The following is a 20,828-nucleotide window of genomic DNA, read 5'->3' on the forward strand; positions in this document are numbered from 1 at the left end:
ATTTGTCTAAACTCTCTAATCATGCACCAAGAACTTTGTAAAAATTGTAATCACGTATATAAAGGAAATTATTGTTCCAATTGCGGGCAAAAAACCAATACAGTACGTTTGAATTGGCATTTTGTTAAAGAAGAAATTCAATACACGTTTTTACACATCAATAAAGGATTACTATATACTGCAAAACAATTATTTACTCGACCAGGAAAAACGGTTAGCGACTACATCGACGGTAAACGAGTGCAACATTACAAACCTATTTTATTGGTTTTTGTACTTGCAGGTTTGAATGGATTATTAACGCATTATTTGAATTTGGGCAGAGTAATGCAAATGTCCAACACTGGAACAGACAAAAAGATCGCTTTTGATCCTGTGAAATTTTTCGATTGGATTGCATCACATTACGCTTTAATTGAGCTAACTTTTCTTCCGATTATTTCATTTTGTTCGTGGTTAGCTTTCAAAAAATGGGGATATAACTATATTGAAAATATAATAATAAATTGTTTTGCAAGTGGTCAAAGATTGCTTTTTGGGATAGCAACTTTTCCTATATTATATTTATTCAATGATTCTAAATACTTCTTTATAGTAAGTTCTATATTGAGTTTTCCAGTTTACTTATTGACTATCTGGTTGTTCATTGATTTGTATAATTACAATAATAAAAATCTTGGAAGCATAATTTTAAGATTTCTACTTTTTGGAGCAATATTGTTTACAGTATTTGTGGTAATATTACTTTTAGCAACTGTACTTTTAGTTGCAATGATTAATTTTGGATATATTGATAAAAGTTTTTTTATCAAATAGGATTGAACTCAGTAGCTTTCCATTCTTTGGACAATAAATCAACTAAATGATAATGAGTTGTATCGTCTTTGTCGAATTCGCCATTTTTGTTTGTGTCTTCAATGGTTCTCAAGTATAATGAGTTTTTAACAGCAATATATTTCCAATCAATTAGTTCTTGAAAATCAGAAGTTAGTTTAGTAAAGTTTTTGCCGTCAATTGAGCTTATGTATAATGATTTAATGTCAGCATCATTTAGTTTTCCGTCTTTATTAGTATCTAAATCTTCCAATACATAAACCATTAATTGTTGTTTTGTTTTATCAGCATGATTTTTTAAATAAGTAGCCGATTGAATTAAAACGGGTTTATCTGTTAATGAAACAATAGTGTCTTTCCCAATTTCTTGAAATTTCAAATTATCTAAATAACCAGTAATTTCATATTCGCCATAATTTGAAATAGTATAGCTAATATTTTTGTCACTTTTGGAATAACCTTGTTTTTTAAAGAAATTCAAATCGCCAACAGGAAAAATCAACACATTCGTTCCTTCCATGTGAACTGGTAAATCCGCAACAACAACCTTTGTAGTATCGATTTGTGGTTTTGCTTGCGACTTTGATTCATAAATCACTTTTGGTTTTTCTTGTTCTTCTTTTTTACAAGAAACAAAAGCCAGACTTACTATCAGAAAGAAAAAAATGTTTTTCATAACAAAATTGAATTGGTATTCAAAAATAACGAATTATTTCTACAATTTCACACTCAATTTCAAATTGAAAACACGAGTTGTCATATAATTTGGAATTCCGTATTGGGTTTTGGTATAAACATCTCGAACCCAAGTGTTGGTAATGGCATTTTGATTATTGAAAATATTAAAAATCTCAAAGCCAAACGACAAGTCTTCAAAACGTTTTAGCCAATGTCCATCTGGTCGTTCGGTGTTTTTTTCTGTTAATACATAGGAGAAACCAACATCAGCACGACGATAATCTCTCAAGCGACTTTGATAGGTGTAAACATCAGCATAAGATGGCGAACCACCAGGTAAACCAGTGTTGTAAACCAAATTCATATATAATTTCATGCTCGGAAGATTTGGCATATAATCTTGGAATAAAAGTCCAAATTTTAATCGTTGATCGGTTGGACGAGCAATATTTCCTCTACCGTTTTGATTTTCTTCGGTTTTCATGTATCCAAAACTCAACCAAGACTCCGTTCCTGGAACGAAAGCACCATTCAAACGCATGTCTAAACCTTGTGCATAAGCGGTTGCATCATTATTGGCACGATAGCGAATTCTAACATTTTCCAACGTATAGGTGTTGACATCATCCATTGATTTATAATAAGCTTCTGTCACTAATTTAAAAGGTCGATTGTTCATTTTGAAATTGTAATCATTACTCAATACAAAATGAATGGACTGTTGTGCTTTTACATTTGGATTAACCACACCATTTAAATCTCGTAGCTCACGGTACAAAGGTGGTTGATGATAATATCCAACGGCAAATCGGAAAATCATGTCTTTCTCCCAATTTGGTTTTAAAGTCAATTGCGCTCTTGGACTAAAAGTAGTTTGGTTTTTTGACGATGAAATATTGTCGCCAGTTACTTTCCAATTGTGTGCGCGAACTCCAAAGTTGAACCAATAATCGGTCGAGCCAATTTGGTCTTTAAAACTCCATTGTGCATAACCCGAAAGTCTATTGATATCAATAAAATTGGTTGCTCTAACATTTTGATATGGAACTAATGGACCAACATAAGGATTGTAAGGTTGATCATTTCCTTGAAAATCTAGATTTGGCGGATTGATTGAAAATCCTGCCGAATCGATTACTTCCCATTCTACAATTCTATCTCGAATATTTTCGCGAGTGTATTTAAAACCCCAATCTATTTGATGTTTTTTGTTGTTGATTTGATGAACACCTTTTATTTCAGCATTAAAAAATAAAGCATCCAAGTCATTTCGAGCGTGATTTAATTGTGTTCCAACTCCTTGACTAAATGTAACTTCACCAACAGTGTCTGAACCAATATTTGTATCAACTTCACCTAAAAAATAGGCAGCATAAATATCAAAATACTCTTGCTCTTTGGTATGATAAACAGAACTTATGAATTTATAGGTATTGTTTTCATCGGCATTAAAAACCGTTTTGAAAGCGCCAAAAAGAGTTTCGTATTTGTCATTTTCTTGTCCTTCATAAAAAACTTGCAATGCAATCGGTTCGTCAATCGTTCCAAAATTGGTTTGACGTGTCAACGGTTGGTAGTTGTACACATTTCGAGAAGCATTTCCTAAAAAACTAAAATTCCATTTGTCATTTGGAGTAAAATTCACAATCGATTGAACATCCATAAATGTAGGTCGAAAGTTAGTTTGCGTTTCTTGACTATTTACTAAAAGCGAATTGTCTCGATAGCGAACGCCAGTAATACTTGACCATTTTTTATTTTTAGAAACTAAATCGGCAGTTACACTTCCACCAAGAAAACTAGCTTCAGCAGCAAGAGCAAATTTTTTAGGTTGACGATAGGTAATGTCCAAAACCGAGGACAATTTATCTCCAAATTTAGCTTGAAAACCTCCAGCGGAAAAATCAATGTTTTTCACCATGTCAGTATTGGTAAAACTCAAACCTTCTTGCTGACCAGAACGAACTAAAAACGGACGATAGACTTCAATTTCGTTTACATAAACTAAGTTTTCATCATAATTTCCACCACGAACGGAATATTGAGAACTCAATTCACTATTAGAATTTACGCCTGGAAGTACTTTTAAAACACTTTCTATTCCAGGCATTGCACTAGGATTTTTTCTGATGACTTCGGGTTCGATACTTGTAATTCCTTGAACTCGTCTTCGGCTACTGGTAATCACCACGTCGCTTAGTTGTTCAGCTTTATCAGACATGACAATATGATATTCAAATTCCTCATTAGGTTTTAGTTGCAATGTTGCTGTTATGTTTTTTAGTGCAACGTGTGTAAAAACTAAAACTACTTTTTGATTTGCTGGAACGGTAATCGTGTAAAAACCATTTTTATCAGTAACGGATGATTTTGAAAGATAGCTAACGTTAACGTTTTCAATGGGTTTGTTATTTTCGTCTAGCACAATTCCAGCTACTTTTGCGGTTGCGTTTTGCGAAAATGATTTTATACAAAGGATAAAAAATAGGAACGAAAAGAATAAATGTTTTGTTTTCAAACTGTAGTGTTATTGTTTTTGACTTCTATAAAAATGTGTTTCAAATATAGTAGAATTTCCAACATTATCAGTAACTACTACTTTTAAATCGTTTTTTCCCTCGGCTACAATGCCATCGGAGAAGTTATGGGTTAATCGGTTTAATTTATTTTCATATTCTAATAAAATCCATTTTTCGTTGAGATATCCTTCATAACTTTTTATTCCAGATAAATCATCCGTGATGGTTAGTTGTAGATTTTCTTGCTCAGAAATCCATTTTCCTTCTATTTTTTTTGGCATAGAAATCTTTGGAGCAATAGTATCTTTTAATAATTGATATTCTCCTAATGTTTTAGAATATATAGAGAACGTATTTTTATACCTTTTTGTTGTGTAATGATTGAATTTTTTTCCGTCAAAATAGCCAATAAACATTTTTTCTCTGTCTTTTTCACTAGAAATACTGTCTTCAATGGCAATTTGAAAGCTCGAATGTGCTGGAACGATATCGTCATGAATTTTTATACTATTATTTTTTACTTCAAAATCCATATAAAAATCGTCATAGAATGTTTTGCTTGGAATAGTTACAGTTACATTTTCTAATGAAAAAATATTATCGCGATTTGCTTTTACATGATACTTTGATGTTTGTGGAATTTCTTGCACTTTCGCTGGTAGATTAGAATATTCAATAGGAATGTGAATTTTAGAATAGTTTTGATCATAATCCACAACTTCAATTTTTAGAATTTTTGGAAGAGTAGAAGTCGCATCAATAATTCCATTGCTTTCATCGGTTTGAATAATACTTAAATCGTAAGGGTTTTTCATGAATAATTTTTGAACTCGTTGCTTGTGAGTTTTATATCGATGATAATCAATTAGCGCGTTTATGTATCTAGTTTCATCGAATGCAAAAGTGTCAAATTGATAACCAAAACTTTTCTTTCCGTTTAAGTAAGTTTGAATTTTGAAAATTCCATTGGCGTTCCATGAAACATTATCATAATCAATAGTTGTAATTCCGAAGCCAATTCGACCGTTTGCGATTACTTTTTCTGCTAAATAATTTCCGTCGGGTTGCAAATGAAATCCAATTGCAATTGGTCTTTTAGATTGATTGATAGTAGCGTTTTCATCAATTGGATAGCCAATTATTGTAGAAATTAATGGTGATTTTGTGTCTTCAATTGTAGCATTAAATCCAAAAAAAAGTGGATTAATAATTTTTTCAGATTGAGTATCTCTAATTTCAAAATGTAAATGTGGACCATCCGAACCACCAGTATTTCCAGAAATTGCAATGATTTCTCCTTTTTTAATTAGTAAATCAGTTGGATTAAGATTAATATCAAGTTCATAAGTTTTAAGATTGTATTGCTGTTGTATGATGTAGTTTTGAATTTTTCCAAACCCAGATTGTAGATGACCGTAAACAGTTGTAAAACCATTTGGATGTGTAATATAAATTGCTTTTCCGTAGCCACTATGAGCAATTTTTATTCTTGAAACATAACCTTCAGCTGCGGCATAAACATTAAATCCTTCCTTTTTCTGGGTTTTAAAATCCAAACCTGCATGAAAATGATTTGGTCTTAATTCTCCAAAATTACCCGATAGCAGAAGTGGAATATCCAATGGAGAACCGAAATAATCTTTGGGATAAGTAGTTTGACTATGGCATGTAGTTGCAAAAAACAAAATAGTAATAAGATATTTCATATTAAAAATATTTTTGCTAAAGTAAATAAAAAAGTGAGTAATAAATTACAATATGTAAAAAAATATAATTTATTCATTTGCAAAAAATTAAAAACAGCCAATCAAAAAAAGAAGTAAATAAAAATCAAAAACTATTGCATTACTAAAATAGAATACTAACTTTGTGAATTAAGAAATGAATAAAACCATTTGATGAGTGAAATTGTTACCATTATTGATTCAGTTGAAGCTAGAATAGCTAAACTATTTGGTAAAATCAATAGTTTGCAAAATCATTCTGTAGAATTACAAGATAAATTGAGTAAAGCGAACAATCAAATCGCCGCTCAAAATCAAGAGATTGAACGATTGAAAAAAGAATGTGAAACGCTCAAAATGGCTAATTCATTGCTTGGCAGTGAAGAAAATAAACGAGATACAAAACTGAAAATAAATTCATTAATCAGAGAAATAGACTATTGTATAGCGCAATTGTCCGACTAAAACAATGAGTGAAAAGCTTAAAATAAAAATATCAATTGCCGATAGAGTTTATCCACTTACTGTGGAAATGTCTCAAGAAGAAGGATTGCGAAGTGCTTCTAAGAAAATTGATACAATGATTAAGCAATTCGAAGAAAATTATGCCGTTAGAGATAAGCAAGATGTATTGGCTATGTGTGCTTTACAATTTGCTTCTCAAGTGGAACAAAAGCAATTGGATAACGCAATTGATGGAACTGAAACATTGGAAAGGTTAAAAAAAATTAATGATTTGTTATTCGATTATCTCGAAAAAAAATAACGTTCTTATACATAAATTACAACACTGCCTACATTAGATTTTAATTGGTAAACTCAACACTAACAATTTAGAATGAGCAAATCATCGCTACTAAAGTATGCCTCTATATCGAGGAAACTTGAACAGTGAGTTAGCTCAAAACTTGTCCTTACGAGTTTATGCATTCACCTAATGTAGGCTTTTTTTATACCTAAATACAAACAAAAAATGGAAATTACATTTATTATACTCGCCGCAATAGTTGGAATTGGTGGAGGTTTTGGAATTGCAAAATTCTTAGAAAAAAGCAATGTCTCAAATATGATTAAAAATGCTAAAAAAGAAGCATCATCAATCTTGAAAGATGCAAATCTTGAAGCTGAAAACATCAAGAAAGACAAATTGCTTCAAGCAAAAGAAAAGTTTTTAGAATTAAAATCAGAGCATGAAAAAGAGATTTTGGCCAAAGACAAAAGAATGGCTGAGGTTGAAAAGCGTATTCGTGATAAAGAGTCACAAGTTTCAAGCGAATTGTCAAAAGCTAAAAAAGTGAATGATGATTTTGAAGCTAAAACTAAAGAATATACCACTAAAATAGAATTCCTTGATAAGAAGCAGCAAGAATTAGAAAAGCTGCATAAAAGTCAAGTAGAACAGCTTGAGGTTATTTCTGGTCTTTCTGCTGAAGAAGCTAAAGAACAATTAGTTGAAAGCTTAAAAGCTGAAGCTAAAACCAAAGCAATGTCGCATATTCAAGATACTATTGAAGAAGCAAAATTAACAGCGCAACAAGAAGCTAAAAAAGTTATCATCAACACAATTCAACGTGTTGGAACTGAAGAAGCGGTTGAGAATTGTGTATCGGTTTTTAATATTGAATCGGATGATGTTAAAGGAAGAATTATTGGTCGTGAAGGAAGAAATATTCGCGCACTTGAAGCAGCAACTGGGGTAGAAATTATTGTAGATGATACGCCAGAGGCAATTATTCTTTCTTGTTTTGATCCAGTTAGAAGAGAGATAGCTCGATTATCATTACATAAATTAGTTACAGATGGAAGAATTCACCCAGCAAGAATTGAGGAAGTTGTAGCAAAAACGACTAAACAAATTGATGAAGAAATTGCTGAAGTTGGAAAACGAACAGTGATTGATTTAGGTATTCACGGTTTGCATCCTGAGTTGATAAAAGTTGTTGGTAGAATGAAATACCGTTCTTCTTATGGTCAAAATTTATTGCAACACTCAAGAGAAGTAGCAAAACTTTGTGGAATTATGGCAGCCGAATTAGGATTGAATGTAAAATTGGCCAAACGTGCTGGTTTACTTCATGATATTGGAAAAGTGCCCGATGCAGAAAGTGACTTGCCACACGCATTATTAGGAATGCAATGGGCTGAAAAATATGGTGAAAAAGAAGAAGTTTGCAATGCGATTGGAGCGCATCATGACGAAATTGAAATGAAATATTTGATTTCTCCAATTATTCAAGTTTGTGATGCTATATCTGGCGCAAGACCAGGCGCAAGACGTCAGGTTCTAGACTCTTACATCCAAAGATTAAAAGACTTAGAAGAAATTGCTTTTGCTTTTAATGGAGTGAAAAACGCTTATGCAATTCAAGCTGGTCGTGAATTGAGAGTTATTGTTGAAAGTGAAAAAGTATCTGATGATATGGCACAAAATCTTTCGTTTGAAATATCTCAAAAAATTCAAACAGAGATGACCTATCCAGGTCAAGTAAAGATTACTGTTATTAGAGAAACTAGAGCTGTTAATATTGCTAAATAGTCCAAATACATGTATCATAAAAAAATCCGCTACATGCGGATTTTTTTATGATACAAACCTACTTATCTTTTTATTCTATAATTGTACAAATTACAGTTTATAATGCTGTATTGCTTTAATTTTATACTTAAATAAGTTGTTCAATACCTAGTAGTATTTTCAATAATTATGAAATTGCATCTAAAATTCTTTTTGATAGGTTAGAGTAAGTATTTCTTTTTTAAAGACAGGTGTAAAATAAAAAACTCTCAACGTTAATTGAGAGTTTTTAAAACATAGGTTTATGTAGGTTATCGCTTCATGGCGAAATGGGCTCTAAATTCGCGATCTACTTGATTCTCATCTTGATAAGAAACTGCAAACCAATAATCATCAGAATTCATCTGGTTTCCGTTATAAGTTCCATCCCAACCATCACTATTTGGTTTTAGTTGTTTTAGAATTTTACCATAACGATCATAAATAGTAATTACTGCAGATGGTTGATTTTTTAAATCTTTTATGTTCCAGGTGTCATGATATCCATCACCGTTTGGAGTGAAAAATTTAGGATAGTTAACTACCAAAGCTTGAATTGTAGTGTTTCCACAACCGTTTTTATCTCTAACTGTTATTGTATGAACACCTGACGAAACATCTTCAAAAATATTGCTATCTTGGAAAAAACCTTCATCTAGTTGATATTCATATTCTCCACCTTGACCTGTTGCAGTGATAATAATTCTTTGTGTGTCTGAAAAATCTTCTTCAACTTCATAGGTTATAACTGCTGGTTCCGATTGGATAACTGTAACTTCTGTTGGCTCTGATGAACAACCAGTAGCATTATTTGTTGCTATTACCGAATAAACACCTGGAAGAATAGCAGCATAAGAAGTATTAGTTCCAACTACTATTCCAGCTTCATTTTTCCATTCGAAACTATGAGTTGAAGCACTTAATCCACTGTAAATTGTATATGCATTTAATAAATCTCCAGTTTCACTATCGATACATACAACACCATCAACTGGAGTAGGTTCTGGTAATTTATTAACAATAATCGTGAATGGTTTTACATCAAAACAATTTGGTGCTAAACTATTGTTTACTCGAACAAATACAGTTGTTAATGTGGTATTTGTAATGGCGTTACTTTCAGTTTGTGCATCTGCATTATTTTCGTAATAAGCAACGCTAAATTCAGTACCAACTTGTGTTCCAAGAACTATCGTATTTAAAGTTGTAACATCAAAAGTTGTTACGCCATCATTTGTTCCATCTTCATCACAAATTGTTCTTGAAGCTACCGGAATTGAATTGGCAACAGGTGTATCAATTATAGTCACATTAAATGAACTTTCATCTGTACATCTTGGTAAGAATGGCGCTACTGCATAAATGTAAATCGTTTGACTTGTTGAAATTACTGTACCAGGATTTAAAATTGTTCCTGTTCCATTTGTACCTGTGTAATATTTTCCAATAGTAATTGCTGGTAAAGTATAGTTTTCACAAATGGTTACATCTGCTACATCATCTACGTTGAATATTGTTACTAAGAAGCTTTTTTCATTTGTACATGGATGTGGTGTATTTGTACTGGCAAAAACATATACTGTTTGTGTTGATGTAATTTCATCTCCAGCTTGTAACATTGTTCCTGTTCCGTTTGTTCCTGTGTAATAATTCCCTAAAGTTAATGTTGGCAATACATAAGCATTACAAGCATTTACATCTGGCATTGTTGGTACAACTGGAGTATATTGAATGGTTACTGTAAAAGTATTTTCATCAGCACATGAAAAAGAAGTTCTGATTAATGCTTCTTTATAAATAAACAATGTTTGCGTAGTTGTAATAACATGTCCAGGTAATAACTCGATTCCTGTTCCATTTGGACCACCAGATTGAGTATAATAATGATTATCAGCACTCAAGGCAGGTAAAACATAGCTGTCACATTCTGTAACATCAGCTAAATCATCAGCTTGAGTAGAAAATACATTTATTTGAAAACTATTTTGAGCACTACATGGTGGTGTTGAATTTGAAATTCCATAAATATAAATTCTTTGAGTTGTAGTTATTACAGTTCCTGCAGGAAGTAATGTTCCAGTTCCATTTGGACCAGTATAATAATTTCCAACGTTTAAGGCCGTTAATACATATTGATCACAGATATCAATATCCGAGCGAGAGTCAATTAGTGGCAAAGGATTTATGGTTACTGTAAAATCTGACTCATTAGCACAACTTGCATTTAATCTTCTGAATATATAAATGGTTTGTGTTGAAAGTATTACATCACCAGCAGAAAGGTTAGTTCCTGCTCCGTTTGGTTGTGTATAATAAGCTCCATTTGTTAAAGCAGGTAAAGTAAAAGTTTCACATGCAGCAATATCATCCAAACTGTCAACTTGTGGTTGAGCAAAATTTAAAGTAAAGAATATATTATCAGCACAGTTTCCGTTTCCGCTAGTTGTTTGTGCATAAATATAGATTGTCATATTGGTTTCAATAACTGTTCCTGGAGCAATTTCTGTTCCTGTACCATTTGGTCCACTAAAATATTTTCCAAATTGTAGTTGAGGCAAAGTATAACCATTACATTGATTTACGTTTGCAGGTTGATTAATACCAATAAATACTTCAAAAATATCTTGGTCAGAACATGGTGAGTCACCACCTGATGTTGAATAAACATAAATTGTTTGGTCATTTGTAATTACAGTTCCAGCAGTAAGTTGCGTTCCTGTTCCGTTAGGTCCTGTGTAATAATTTCCAGATGTTAATGCAGGTAGAGTATATGAACTACATTCAAAAACATCGTTTCTTACTCCAACTTCGATATTAGATAGTATTGTTACATCAAAGTCAGTATCGATTACACAAAATGGCTCAACTTCTGTTGTGAAATAAAAATACACAGTTTGTGAAGATGTGATAACTGTTCCAGCTGGAATAACTGTTCCATTTCCACCTGGTTGTGTGTAATATTTACCAAATTGTTGGCTTTGTAATGTAAAACTTCCACAACTAGTCACGTTTGATGGTGAAAGTGTATTAGGATCAATAATTGTTATTTTAAATGAACTATTAGAACCACATGTGTTTGGTCCATTTGGTTGATTATAAATAAATAGAGTAGTTGTTTCAGTAATTATATCTCCAGCATTTAACATTGTTCCTAACCCATTGAATTGAGTATAGTAATTACCATTTGTTAAAGGTTCTAATGTATAACTGTCACATACGATTATATTTTCTAAAGTATCAACATCTGGTGCTGGATTAACAATAAGATTAAAACTTGATAAACTAAAACAACTTGAATCACTCACATTTTGAACTCTTACATATATTGTTGTGCTTGGAAAAATTAATAAGTTTAAGTTTCCAGTTATAGGATTTGTTCCATTTGTTGCATCATTTTGTGTTGTGTAATAATTTACAATATTTATTGCACTCGACTGTCCATTTAATATTAATGGAGTTTGTGCATTTAAATTAAAGAAAGCATTATTAATACTTTGGCTTCTAGCACACATTGTGATATCTGGTGCTTGATTAGCAACTGGAGCTGGTGAAGATTGAACTTGAAAACTTTTTACTGTATAACATGGACTATTGTGTGATTGAATTCTAACAAAAATAGTTTGTCCAGATGTAGTGTTATATTGTAGTGGTAAAGGATTCAGATTATTGTCTGCATCATTTTGTGAAGCATGATAAGTAACTAATGTTTGTGCATCTAATCCTTGCTTTACAATTGCTGTATTCAAATCTAAATTGAATGTATTTGTTGCAGCTCCCGAATCACATTTATAAATTGTTGTTGGATTTGGAGATGAAATTTGAGGATAGTATTCAACAGTAACAACATCAGTTATTGGTAAACAACTTCCGAATAAATTTCTGTATGTAACGCTGTAAGTTCCAGACTGATTAATTGTTAAAGTAGAGCCAGTTTCATTTTCTAAAACATCTTCACCATACGACCAAGAAAATTCATAATTAGCTGAATCTAATCCAGTTTCTAACGTGTGTGTTGTTCCAAAACAAAGTGCAGTGTTAGTCGTTCTAGTTAAATCTTCACCCAAAACATCTTGACCAATATTAAAACTATCTGATGATATAAATATTGTGGAGTCAGATTGAGGATCAAGTCTATCGGCGATAACTAATTTAATGTGATAAGGAACGTTTGGAGTTAAAACTGATGATGCTGTTAAAACTTTTGTTTGCCCATTAAAGTTAGTTGCAGATGTATTTGCTTGTGAACCACCATTAAAACTTCCAAAATATTGAGCATTTTCAGATGAACAAGACGAATTATATAAAAAGTCTCTAATTGTGATAACTGAAATTGGATCATTTGTACCCGGAACTACAGCTAAATTAGTAGTTACTCCTGTATTCAAATTTGTTAAAAGAAAAGCAAAAGCATCAGAATATTGACATTGAAAATTTCCATATTCCTCAGAAGCAAAGATGAAATCAAAACTAAAGTTTGGTGAAATTGGTGTAAAGTCAAATTCCAATACCGATGCATTTGATGATGTCATTGGAATTCCTGCTGCTGCCAGAGTTGCCTCAAGTGAAGCATCACCAGTCCACGCAGCGGAACCATCATTAAGCATGCTTGTGTTTGGACCTGCAGCATTCATAGCGCTTCCTGTACTCAATACAACACCACTTTGCATTGGAAAATTAGGATTTGTGTTTTGAAAATAACCAATTCCGTTTGATGAACCAAAATTAGTTCCTGTTCTCCACGTAATATTAGTAGCAGAAACACATGGTGAATTGATTAGTACATTGTTAACTAACTGTGGAACAGTGTAGTTTGACGAGCTTACTGTAATTGGTTGTGAAAAACCAACTGTAGATAACAGTAAAATTGTTAATAGTAATAGTTTTTTCATGATTTGAGGGTTTTTGACATTGCAAATATGTGTTAAAACGACGTTTAAATGCAAATTAAATCGATGAAATGCATAAAAACTAAAAATAAATATACAATAAACTTACAAAATAACCGTTCGTCGATGTTTTTTTAACTAAAATTTTTAGTTTTTTTAGTAGGAATCTTTTTTTTATTAATGATTATATTTGTCCATTCAAATGAAAAATCATGAATTTATCCGAAATCCTTTCTCCTCAAATTATCAAATCTATTGAATTGTTATTTTCTACTTCTATCGAAAAAGTTGAATTTCAAATAACTAGAAAAGATTTTGAAGGCGATATTACAATGGTAATTTTTCCATTATTGAAAGTTATTAAAGGCAATCCGATGGATATTGGAACAAAAATTGGAACGTATTTGGTTGAAAATGTCGCTGAGGTTGAAAAATTTAATGTGGTTTCAGGATTTTTGAACTTAGTGATTTCGGATGATTATTATTTGAATTTTTTCAATACAATAAAAGAAAATCAAAATTTTGGATTTGTTTCGGCTTCGCCAAATGAAAAAGCGGTAATGGTTGAATATTCTTCTCCAAATACCAATAAACCATTGCATCTTGGACATGTTCGAAACAATCTTTTAGGCTATTCAGTTGCCGAAATCATTAAAGCTTCTGGTAAAAAAGTCTTTAAAACGCAAATCATCAACGATAGAGGAATTCATATCTGTAAATCGATGTTGGCTTGGCAAAAATTCGGAAAAGAACAAACGCCGGAAACATCAGGTTTGAAAGGTGATAAGTTAGTTGGGAATTTTTATGTTCAATTTGATAAACAATACAAATTAGAAATAAGCGAATTAATTACCCAAGGTAAATCAGAAGATGAAGCAAAAAAAATAGCACCAATTATTGTTGAAGCACAACAAATGCTCCTCGATTGGGAAGCTGGAAAACCAGAAGTAATCGAACTTTGGAAAAAAATGAACCAATGGGTTTATGATGGTTTTGCGCAAACATATCAAAATCTTGGTGTTGATTTCGATAGTTATTATTACGAATCCAACACGTATTTATTAGGAAAAGAAGTCGTTCAATTTGGATTAGAAAAAGGCATTTTCGAAAAAGATCCTGATGGTTCGGTTTGGATTGATTTAACTCCAGATGGATTGGATAGAAAAATTGTGCTTCGTTCTGATGGAACAGCGGTTTATATGACACAAGATATTGGTACGGCAATTCAACGTGTGAAGGATTTCCCAGATGTTGGAGGAATGGTTTATACCGTTGGAAATGAACAGGATTATCATTTCAAAGTATTGTTTTTAATTCTGAAAAAACTAGGTTTTGAATGGGCGGAAAGTTTATATCATCTATCCTATGGCATGGTAGAATTGCCTTCTGGAAAAATGAAATCACGCGAAGGAACCGTAGTTGATGCTGATGATTTAATGGAAGAAATGACCGAAACTGCTGGAAAAATTTCAACCGAATTAGGGAAATTAGAAGGTTATTCAGAGGAAGAAAAAGCCAAATTATTCAAAACCATTGGTCTTGGTGCATTGAAATATTATATACTTAAGGTTGATCCTAAAAAACAAATTCTCTTTAATCCAGAGGAGTCAGTCGATTTTGCAGGAAATACTGGCCCGTTTATCCAATATACCTATGCCAGAATTCAATCTATTTTGAGAAAAGCAACTTTTGATATTTCATCAACTATTGCAATTGATTTGCATCAAAAAGAAAAAGAATTGATAAAACAATTGGAACTTTTTCCTGAAGTAATTCAGAATGCAGCTCAAAATCATAGTCCAGCTTTAGTGGCAAACTATACTTATGAGTTGGTTAAAGAATACAATTCTTTCTACCAATCGGTTTCCATCCTTGGAGAAGAAGACATGAATAAGAAGGTATTCAGAGTACAACTTTCAAAAAAAGTAGCCGAAACTATAAAATTGGCATTTAAATTGCTAGGAATTGAAGTACCAGAAAGAATGTAAAATATAAAAACGTTAAGTATGAAAAAAAAATTACTCGTTAGTCTATCAATCGTAGTGTTATTGTTCGCAAGTTGTTCAGAAACAGACGATCTTCCTTTAGTGAACGAAGCCAATGTGGTTAGTAAAATGACTAGTGGAAATTGGAAAGTAACAAAATTCATTTATCAAAACACAACTAAAACAGCCGATTACAATGGTGTTTTATTTGATTTTGATGCAATTGCGGTGATGCTAAGCAATACAGGAACAGTTCCTGTTGCAGGAAGTTGGGCTGTTTTTAATGAAGGATTTGATAACGATCCAGATTTAGTTTTTACATTAGCGTTAACAAGTGCTGAACCAAGATTTACAAATATTTCAGATGATTGGTATATTGTTGAAAGCACTTCGACTAAGTTAAAACTTGAAGACGAAAATTTAGAAACTGGTGATATTGATTATCTGGTTTTTGAGAAAAATTAAACAAAAAAGCGATTGAAATTTTCAATCGCTTTTTTGTTAAAAACTTAGTTTGATATTAAAATTTGGTGTCATTTCTAACGAATAGGTGTCAACACTTTCTACCGAATTGTCTGTTGAATTTACTCTGTAAAAACGATTAATACTATTTTTGGTATTCAATAGATTTAAAACAGAAACAGCAGTTTCTAATTTAATTTTTTCGCTTACTTTCCAATTTTTTGAAGCAGAAAAATTAACTTGAAAATAGTCTTCAAGCTGACTGTTGTTTGGTGAATTATATACAATATTGGGATCGGTTTCTATTACTGAAAAAGCAATTGGCGTAGTGATTGGTCTTCCAGTATGCCACTTGGCTCCAAGAGCAAACTTTACTTTATTCCATTCATAAATTCCAGCCCAAGAAATGGCATGTGTAACTTCAAAATTATTTGGAAAATTAACGTTTGTTAATTCGTCAAACTCATATTTGTTGTCATTGTAAGAATAACTTAACCAAGTATAAAATCGGTTAAAGGATTTTTGAATTAAAAACTCTGTACCAAAAACTTGATAATTTCCAATGGTTCTTTCTAATTCAAATTGATTTTGGAATCCTTGACTACTGCTTGTTATTCCATCAATTTTTTTGTAAAAATTATCTAAAGTAATCAACCAATTTCTCTTCTTAAAACTAAAACCAAGTGAAACTTGATTGCTTTTTTGAACGGGAATTGTACTGTTGTTAGCTAACGTCCATCGGCGTTTTTCAACTCCTAAAAAATCTTGTTGTAAATCAATAATTTGTGATAAGGTTTGGCTTTTTTGTTCGGCTAAAATTTCCAATCTAATACTTGAAGTTAATGATTGATTAATTTGCAATCTCGGTTCAAAAAGCAACGTTCCAAATTTGTCAAAATAATTGGCTCGTAATCCAGCAACTAAAAAAGTCTTTTTGCTTTCTGTTTCATAAACTCCTTCAACAATTCCAACATGTGAAAGCAAAACATTTGTAATTGTTCTTGAGAATATCGGCAAATTTATCTCATCAAAATTAGTAACACCAGTTTCGTTAAATTGGTAACCTGTGTTTACTGTCAATGTATTGTTAATAGTGTTTGAATTTTTAATTCTTAAACCATAATCCAATACTTTATTTCGTTGAGATAAAACTTGTTCGCTTTCTAAAGTTTTGTTGTTTGAATTTAAATCATAAAGTGAAAAATAACCTAAAATTTCGGTAAAATTATTTTTATTCCATTGCGTTTTCCATTGGATTGTGCTACCGAGATTTTCTTGTTCGAGTTTACTGTTTTTATTTAAATCTATGGTTGATTGATTAAAATCTAGCGAGTTTTCAATGGCAATTACATCTATGTTCAAATTGCTTTTTTGTCCAATTTTTTGTTGGTATTGAATCGTGAAATCATAGAAATAGAAATCGACATCACTTTTATAGTTAACAATTTGATTATTATTTAGATTGGTGATTTCTGTGTTTTGAAAAATTCGATTACTGTAATTTTTATAGGTTGGTGATGAAAAGACATCGGTCAGCGAACGTCTTCCCGATAGTGTAAGATTTGCTCTGTCTGAAAGTTTTATTTTTGAATAAAGTTCAGCACTAATCAGGTTTGAACTAAAACTAGAATTTGTTTTTTCAATATCATTTGTTCGTGAGGAAATTGCAACTAAACTTGAAACGCTTTCGCCAAAAAAAGCCGAACTACCATTTTTCGAAATTGAAATCGTTTGTGCCAAAGAAGAATTAAATGCTGATATTAATCCGAAAAAATGTCCTGTTTGAAACATTCGAATACCATTCCAAAGAAATAAGTTTTGGTCATGTGTTCCGCCCCGAACATTAATGTTAGATATGGTTTCGTCAACACTAATAATTCCAGGAACTTGTTGCATGGTTTGTAAAACATCGGGCTCAATTAGACCAGGAAGCATTCCAAATTTTTTGGGTTTAATTTGAATAGTTCCATCATTTTTTTTACTGATACCAGTAGCTAAATAGCGTTGTGTTATAACTTCGTCTAACGACTGAATGATTGCTTGTAATTTAAATTTTGGACAATCCACAACGTATAGTTCTTTTGGGTTTATTTCGATAGCATTATAACCTGGATGTTGAATTTGAATAGTATTTGAAGAAACCTTCGGCAATTTAAAATGACCATTAGCATCAGTAAATGTTGTATTAGTTGTGCCTTCAATTGTTAGTAACGCATTTTCAATCGGTTTTCCAGTATCATAATCAAGCAAAAAACCACAAAGTGGTTTGTCTAGTTTTTCGTCATTGTATATAGAATAATATTTTTGACTAATAAGTTTAAATTGTAGATTAGTCTGTTTTTCTAGGTATTTTATTTTTTGTTCTAATGACCATTTTTTGTTGGGAGAAACAATAGCATAAACTACAATTTCATCTTCAATGTAGTTAAATCTCACATCGTGTTGCGAAGTGATAAGGTTTAGAATGTTTTTCAAAGGAATAGCTTTCTTATCATTTTGAGCAAAACTCAAAATTGAAAAGAATAAAAAAATAAATAGAACAACCGCTCTGTTTTGAAACATTAATCGTTTTCTAAAATAATTTTGGTTTTAGTTACTTTTGTAGGTTTCAAATGATAAGTAGTACACAAAATTTGGAGCGCTGTGTCACTATTTTTAGCTGGAATTGTTCCTGTGAATAATTGTCCATTTCCAGTAGCATTTAATTCTAATTCTATATTAAAATGTCTTTCAAATTCGGCTACTATTGATGGTAAACTTTCTTGATGAAAAACCATTTCTTGCTCTAGCCATTCTGGTTTCAAATTGTTTTTAGTTGGAATTGGAATTGTTTTTCCATCTCGAACAGCTACGCTCATTCCTTTGGTTAAGATAAATTCGTTATTGCCAAAATTTACTTTTACTTTACCTTCATAACAGCTTACATCAAAGTAATTTCCTCGTTGTTTTACGTTAAATTGAGTACCAAGAACAGTAACTTTTCCAACAGTTGTATTAACTTCAAATTTTTTCCCTTTTGCTACTTTGAAAAAAGCTTCGCCTTCAAGATTTAAACTTCTGTTGTTGTCCCAATTCCATTTTTTATACTGAATTTCAGAACCAGAATTTAAAACAACCTCTGAATTATCTGGAAGTGAAAATGTATTTTGAACACCATAATCAGCAAATTCAGTAGAGGAAGCAACATTTCTAAAAGTGAACAGTAATCCCATTCCAATCAATAAAATTGCGGCAACTCTAACCATCCAGTTTTTAAATAACGGAATAATTTTGACTTCTTTTTTAGGTGAAGTTACAATTTTGGAAAGCATTTTTTGTTCGTCAAAAGCTGGAGTTTCCAACTCTGAGGAATATTTTTTTATTTTTTCAAAAATGGCAAAGTCCTTGTCTGCTTGAAATTCAGACAATTCCTCGGCAGACATTTCATCGTTTAGCCATTTTGATAATTTGTAATTTTCTTCCATAATCTAATGCGTTTCAATACTAAAACATATTAAAGTAATTTTACCCTACTTAAAATTTTCAAATTCTTTTCTAAGTTCTATCAGAGCTAAGTGAATTCTTTTCTCAACTGCTTTTACTGATATTTCTAATTCTTTAGCAATCTCTGCATATTTTTTTCCATCAATGCGATGCATCAAAAAGGCAACTCGCTGTTTTTCGTTCAGTTTTTCTATTACTTGTAACAATTTTGATTTGAATTGTTCTTCTTCTAATAAAAATTCAGGACTTTCGTTGGTGCTTTCTTTATTTGGAGAACTTTTGGCATAATTCAACACAACTTTTTGATGAGCAATTACATTCAAAGAAGCATTGTTGGCAATAGTATATAGGTAAGATTTTGCTTTTTCTAAAGGAACATCAGCACAGTTTTGCCATAACTTGATAAAAGCTTCTTGGGTTATATCTTCGGCTTGGTCTTCATTTCCAAACTTATAATACAAATAGTTTCGGAGTGATTTAGCGTGGCTTTTAAAAAAAGAAGAAAAAATATTTTCTTTGCAAATACCTGTAATTTCGTCTTTTGACATGTTTTTTTGTGATAAACTTGAAGTAAAAATAATTATTTTTTTTAATTAAAGTAGGGTAACTTTGAAATCAATTGTTTAACTAGTAAATCAAACGGATTTATATCGTATGAAAACATCATTTTATATTCTAATTTGTCTTTTATTTCTTTCGTTGACGAGCTGTCAAAAAGAAGAGGAAACTATAATTCAAGACAACACGCAAAGTTTTGCAAAAACATCGCCAATAGCTAGTTTGTTAGCAAGAACATCTCAGAACCCAACATCTATCGATAATATAGTAGACAATTCAAGTTGTTTCAGCGTTGTGCTTCCAGTTACTGTTATTGTTAATTCACAGCAAATAACAGTAACGAGCCAAACTGATTATCAAGTTGTTCAAGATGCTATCGATGCTTTTTCTGATGATGATGATTTGGTTAATTTTATATATCCAATTACAATTCGTTTTCAAAATTTTCAAACTGAAGTACTTCAAAATAGTAATCAACTAGATGATGTTTTAGACGATTGTGGCGACGATGATGGTTTTGATGAAATTGATTGTATTGCACTAGTATATCCAATTGTAATTAATGTTTATGATAGCAATAATCAGATAGCTGATACTGTGACAATAACTAGTAACTCAATGTTTTTTAATTTTTTATCAAACTTGTCTTCCAATACTTTTGTAGCAATTAGTTATCCAATTTCAGCGGTTAATTCTAATGGTCAAACCATAACAATCAATTCAAATTTACAATTAGAAGATTTTATTGAAGATTCAATTGATGATTGTGATGATAATTCAGGTGGTGGAAGTAATCCTGATTTTTCAGAAGTATTGACTTCAGGAACTTGGTATATTTCCTATTTTCAAGAAGATGATGATATAGAAACGGATGATTTTGCTGGATATAATTTCACGTTTGCAAGTAATGGAACATCAATTGCGGTAAAAAATGCAACAACTACAAATGGTACATGGAATCAGTTTGTTGATAGTGGTCAAAATAAATTAGAACTTACTTTTAATGGAGACGATCTTGATGAAATAGAAGAAGATTGGAGAATAATTGAGTTTTCAACAACTGTAATAAAATTAAAACACGTTAGTGGCGGTGATGGAAGTATCGACTATTTGACTTTTACTAAAAACTAAATTCTGTCATGAAG

14 protein-coding genes are annotated in these 20,828 nt (G+C 31.5%); 7 read left to right on the top strand and 7 right to left on the bottom strand.

Annotation, left to right across the window (positions count from 1 at the left end; translation table 11 throughout):
* Window positions 1-21: 21 nt before the first annotated feature.
* Window positions 22-816, top strand: a complete 795-nt coding sequence (locus tag BC748_RS13640) for a DUF3667 domain-containing protein (RefSeq protein ID WP_133534051.1) — start codon at window positions 22-24, stop codon at window positions 814-816.
* On the opposite strand, the gene BC748_RS13645 is transcribed toward BC748_RS13640, so the two are convergent.
* Genes BC748_RS13645 through BC748_RS13655 form a run of 3 tightly spaced genes read right to left on the bottom strand, consistent with a single transcriptional unit; the run spans window position 809 to window position 5,737 of the window.
* Window positions 809-1,510 carry a hypothetical protein gene (locus BC748_RS13645; protein WP_133534052.1) on the bottom strand — a complete coding sequence of 234 codons (702 nt, stop codon included), beginning with the start codon at window positions 1,508-1,510 and terminating at the stop codon, window positions 809-811. The two genes, BC748_RS13640 and BC748_RS13645, sit on opposite strands and share 8 nt — an antisense overlap.
* Window positions 1,511-1,549: 39 nt before the next feature.
* Window positions 1,550-4,030: a TonB-dependent receptor gene (locus BC748_RS13650; protein WP_133534053.1), complete on the bottom strand. Its 2,481-nt coding sequence runs from the start codon at window positions 4,028-4,030 to the stop codon at window positions 1,550-1,552.
* Window positions 4,031-4,039: 9 nt separating this feature from the next.
* Window positions 4,040-5,737 carry a M23 family metallopeptidase gene (locus BC748_RS13655; RefSeq protein ID WP_133534054.1) on the bottom strand — a complete coding sequence of 566 codons (1,698 nt, stop codon included), beginning with the start codon at window positions 5,735-5,737 and terminating at the stop codon, window positions 4,040-4,042.
* Window positions 5,738-5,929: 192 nt separating this feature from the next.
* Here BC748_RS13655 and BC748_RS13660 point away from each other — a divergent pair, with 192 nt between their 5' ends.
* The 3 genes from BC748_RS13660 (at window position 5,930) to rny (ending at window position 8,291) form a co-directional block, all read left to right on the top strand.
* On the top strand, window positions 5,930-6,220 hold the full coding sequence (locus BC748_RS13660; RefSeq protein WP_133534055.1) for a hypothetical protein: 291 nt from the start codon (window positions 5,930-5,932) through the stop codon (window positions 6,218-6,220).
* A gap of 4 nt (window positions 6,221-6,224) precedes the next feature.
* On the top strand, window positions 6,225-6,521 hold the full coding sequence (locus BC748_RS13665; RefSeq protein WP_133534056.1) for a cell division protein ZapA: 297 nt from the start codon (window positions 6,225-6,227) through the stop codon (window positions 6,519-6,521).
* Between the two features lie 207 nt (window positions 6,522-6,728).
* Window positions 6,729-8,291, top strand: coding sequence for a ribonuclease Y (rny, locus tag BC748_RS13675; RefSeq protein ID WP_133534057.1), 1,563 nt, complete (start codon window positions 6,729-6,731; stop codon window positions 8,289-8,291).
* A 290-nt stretch (window positions 8,292-8,581) separates the two neighbouring features.
* Here the strand turns inward: rny and BC748_RS13680 are convergent, their stop codons facing one another.
* Window positions 8,582-13,198: a T9SS type B sorting domain-containing protein gene (locus BC748_RS13680; RefSeq protein WP_133534058.1), complete on the bottom strand. Its 4,617-nt coding sequence runs from the start codon at window positions 13,196-13,198 to the stop codon at window positions 8,582-8,584.
* A gap of 209 nt (window positions 13,199-13,407) precedes the next feature.
* Between BC748_RS13680 and argS the strand changes: the two genes are divergently transcribed.
* Window positions 13,408-15,183 carry an arginine--tRNA ligase gene (gene argS / locus BC748_RS13685; protein ID WP_133534059.1) on the top strand — a complete coding sequence of 592 codons (1,776 nt, stop codon included), beginning with the start codon at window positions 13,408-13,410 and terminating at the stop codon, window positions 15,181-15,183.
* Between the two features lie 18 nt (window positions 15,184-15,201).
* Window positions 15,202-15,645 (top strand): hypothetical protein, encoded by a 444-nt coding sequence (locus BC748_RS13690; RefSeq protein ID WP_133534060.1) that lies wholly within the window; start codon window positions 15,202-15,204, stop codon window positions 15,643-15,645.
* A 36-nt stretch (window positions 15,646-15,681) separates the two neighbouring features.
* Here BC748_RS13690 and BC748_RS13695 read toward each other — a convergent pair whose 3' ends face one another.
* The 3 genes from BC748_RS13695 to BC748_RS13705 are packed head-to-tail and all read right to left on the bottom strand — an operon-like array spanning window position 15,682 to window position 19,673.
* Window positions 15,682-18,204 (bottom strand): TonB-dependent receptor, encoded by a 2,523-nt coding sequence (locus tag BC748_RS13695; RefSeq protein WP_133534061.1) that lies wholly within the window; start codon window positions 18,202-18,204, stop codon window positions 15,682-15,684.
* The gene (locus tag BC748_RS13700) at window positions 18,204-19,106 is read right to left on the bottom strand and encodes a FecR family protein (RefSeq protein ID WP_133534062.1); all 903 of its coding nucleotides are present in this window, start codon (window positions 19,104-19,106) and stop codon (window positions 18,204-18,206) included. Before BC748_RS13700 ends, BC748_RS13695 begins: the two co-directional genes overlap by 1 nt.
* 45 nt (window positions 19,107-19,151) lie before the next feature.
* Window positions 19,152-19,673 (bottom strand): RNA polymerase sigma factor, encoded by a 522-nt coding sequence (locus BC748_RS13705; RefSeq protein WP_133534063.1) that lies wholly within the window; start codon window positions 19,671-19,673, stop codon window positions 19,152-19,154.
* 106 nt (window positions 19,674-19,779) lie between these two features.
* On the opposite strand from BC748_RS13705, the gene BC748_RS13710 reads away from it, so the two are divergent.
* Entirely contained in the window at window positions 19,780-20,814 is a 1,035-nt protein-coding gene (locus BC748_RS13710; RefSeq protein WP_133534064.1) for a hypothetical protein, read from the top strand.
* Window positions 20,815-20,828 lie beyond the last annotated feature (14 nt).

Origin of the sequence: Flavobacterium dankookense, assembly GCF_004362665.1 — a bacterium.
Taxonomy (GTDB): Bacteria; Bacteroidota; Bacteroidia; order Flavobacteriales; family Flavobacteriaceae; genus Flavobacterium; species Flavobacterium dankookense.

Coding starts and splice junctions, on each gene's coding strand:
- BC748_RS13640 (WP_133534051.1), top strand. CDS start 22: ATGCACCAAGAACTTTGTAAAAATTGTAATCACGTATATAAAGGAAAT.
- BC748_RS13645 (WP_133534052.1), bottom strand. CDS start 1,510: ATGAAAAACATTTTTTTCTTTCTGATAGTAAGTCTGGCTTTTGTTTCT.
- BC748_RS13655 (WP_133534054.1), bottom strand. CDS start 5,737: ATGAAATATCTTATTACTATTTTGTTTTTTGCAACTACATGCCATAGT.
- BC748_RS13660 (WP_133534055.1), top strand. CDS start 5,930: ATGAGTGAAATTGTTACCATTATTGATTCAGTTGAAGCTAGAATAGCT.
- BC748_RS13665 (WP_133534056.1), top strand. CDS start 6,225: ATGAGTGAAAAGCTTAAAATAAAAATATCAATTGCCGATAGAGTTTAT.
- rny (WP_133534057.1), top strand. CDS start 6,729: ATGGAAATTACATTTATTATACTCGCCGCAATAGTTGGAATTGGTGGA.
- BC748_RS13680 (WP_133534058.1), bottom strand. CDS start 13,198: ATGAAAAAACTATTACTATTAACAATTTTACTGTTATCTACAGTTGGT.
- argS (WP_133534059.1), top strand. CDS start 13,408: ATGAATTTATCCGAAATCCTTTCTCCTCAAATTATCAAATCTATTGAA.
- BC748_RS13690 (WP_133534060.1), top strand. CDS start 15,202: ATGAAAAAAAAATTACTCGTTAGTCTATCAATCGTAGTGTTATTGTTC.
- BC748_RS13695 (WP_133534061.1), bottom strand. CDS start 18,204: ATGTTTCAAAACAGAGCGGTTGTTCTATTTATTTTTTTATTCTTTTCA.
- BC748_RS13700 (WP_133534062.1), bottom strand. CDS start 19,106: ATGGAAGAAAATTACAAATTATCAAAATGGCTAAACGATGAAATGTCT.
- BC748_RS13705 (WP_133534063.1), bottom strand. CDS start 19,673: ATGTCAAAAGACGAAATTACAGGTATTTGCAAAGAAAATATTTTTTCT.
- BC748_RS13710 (WP_133534064.1), top strand. CDS start 19,780: ATGAAAACATCATTTTATATTCTAATTTGTCTTTTATTTCTTTCGTTG.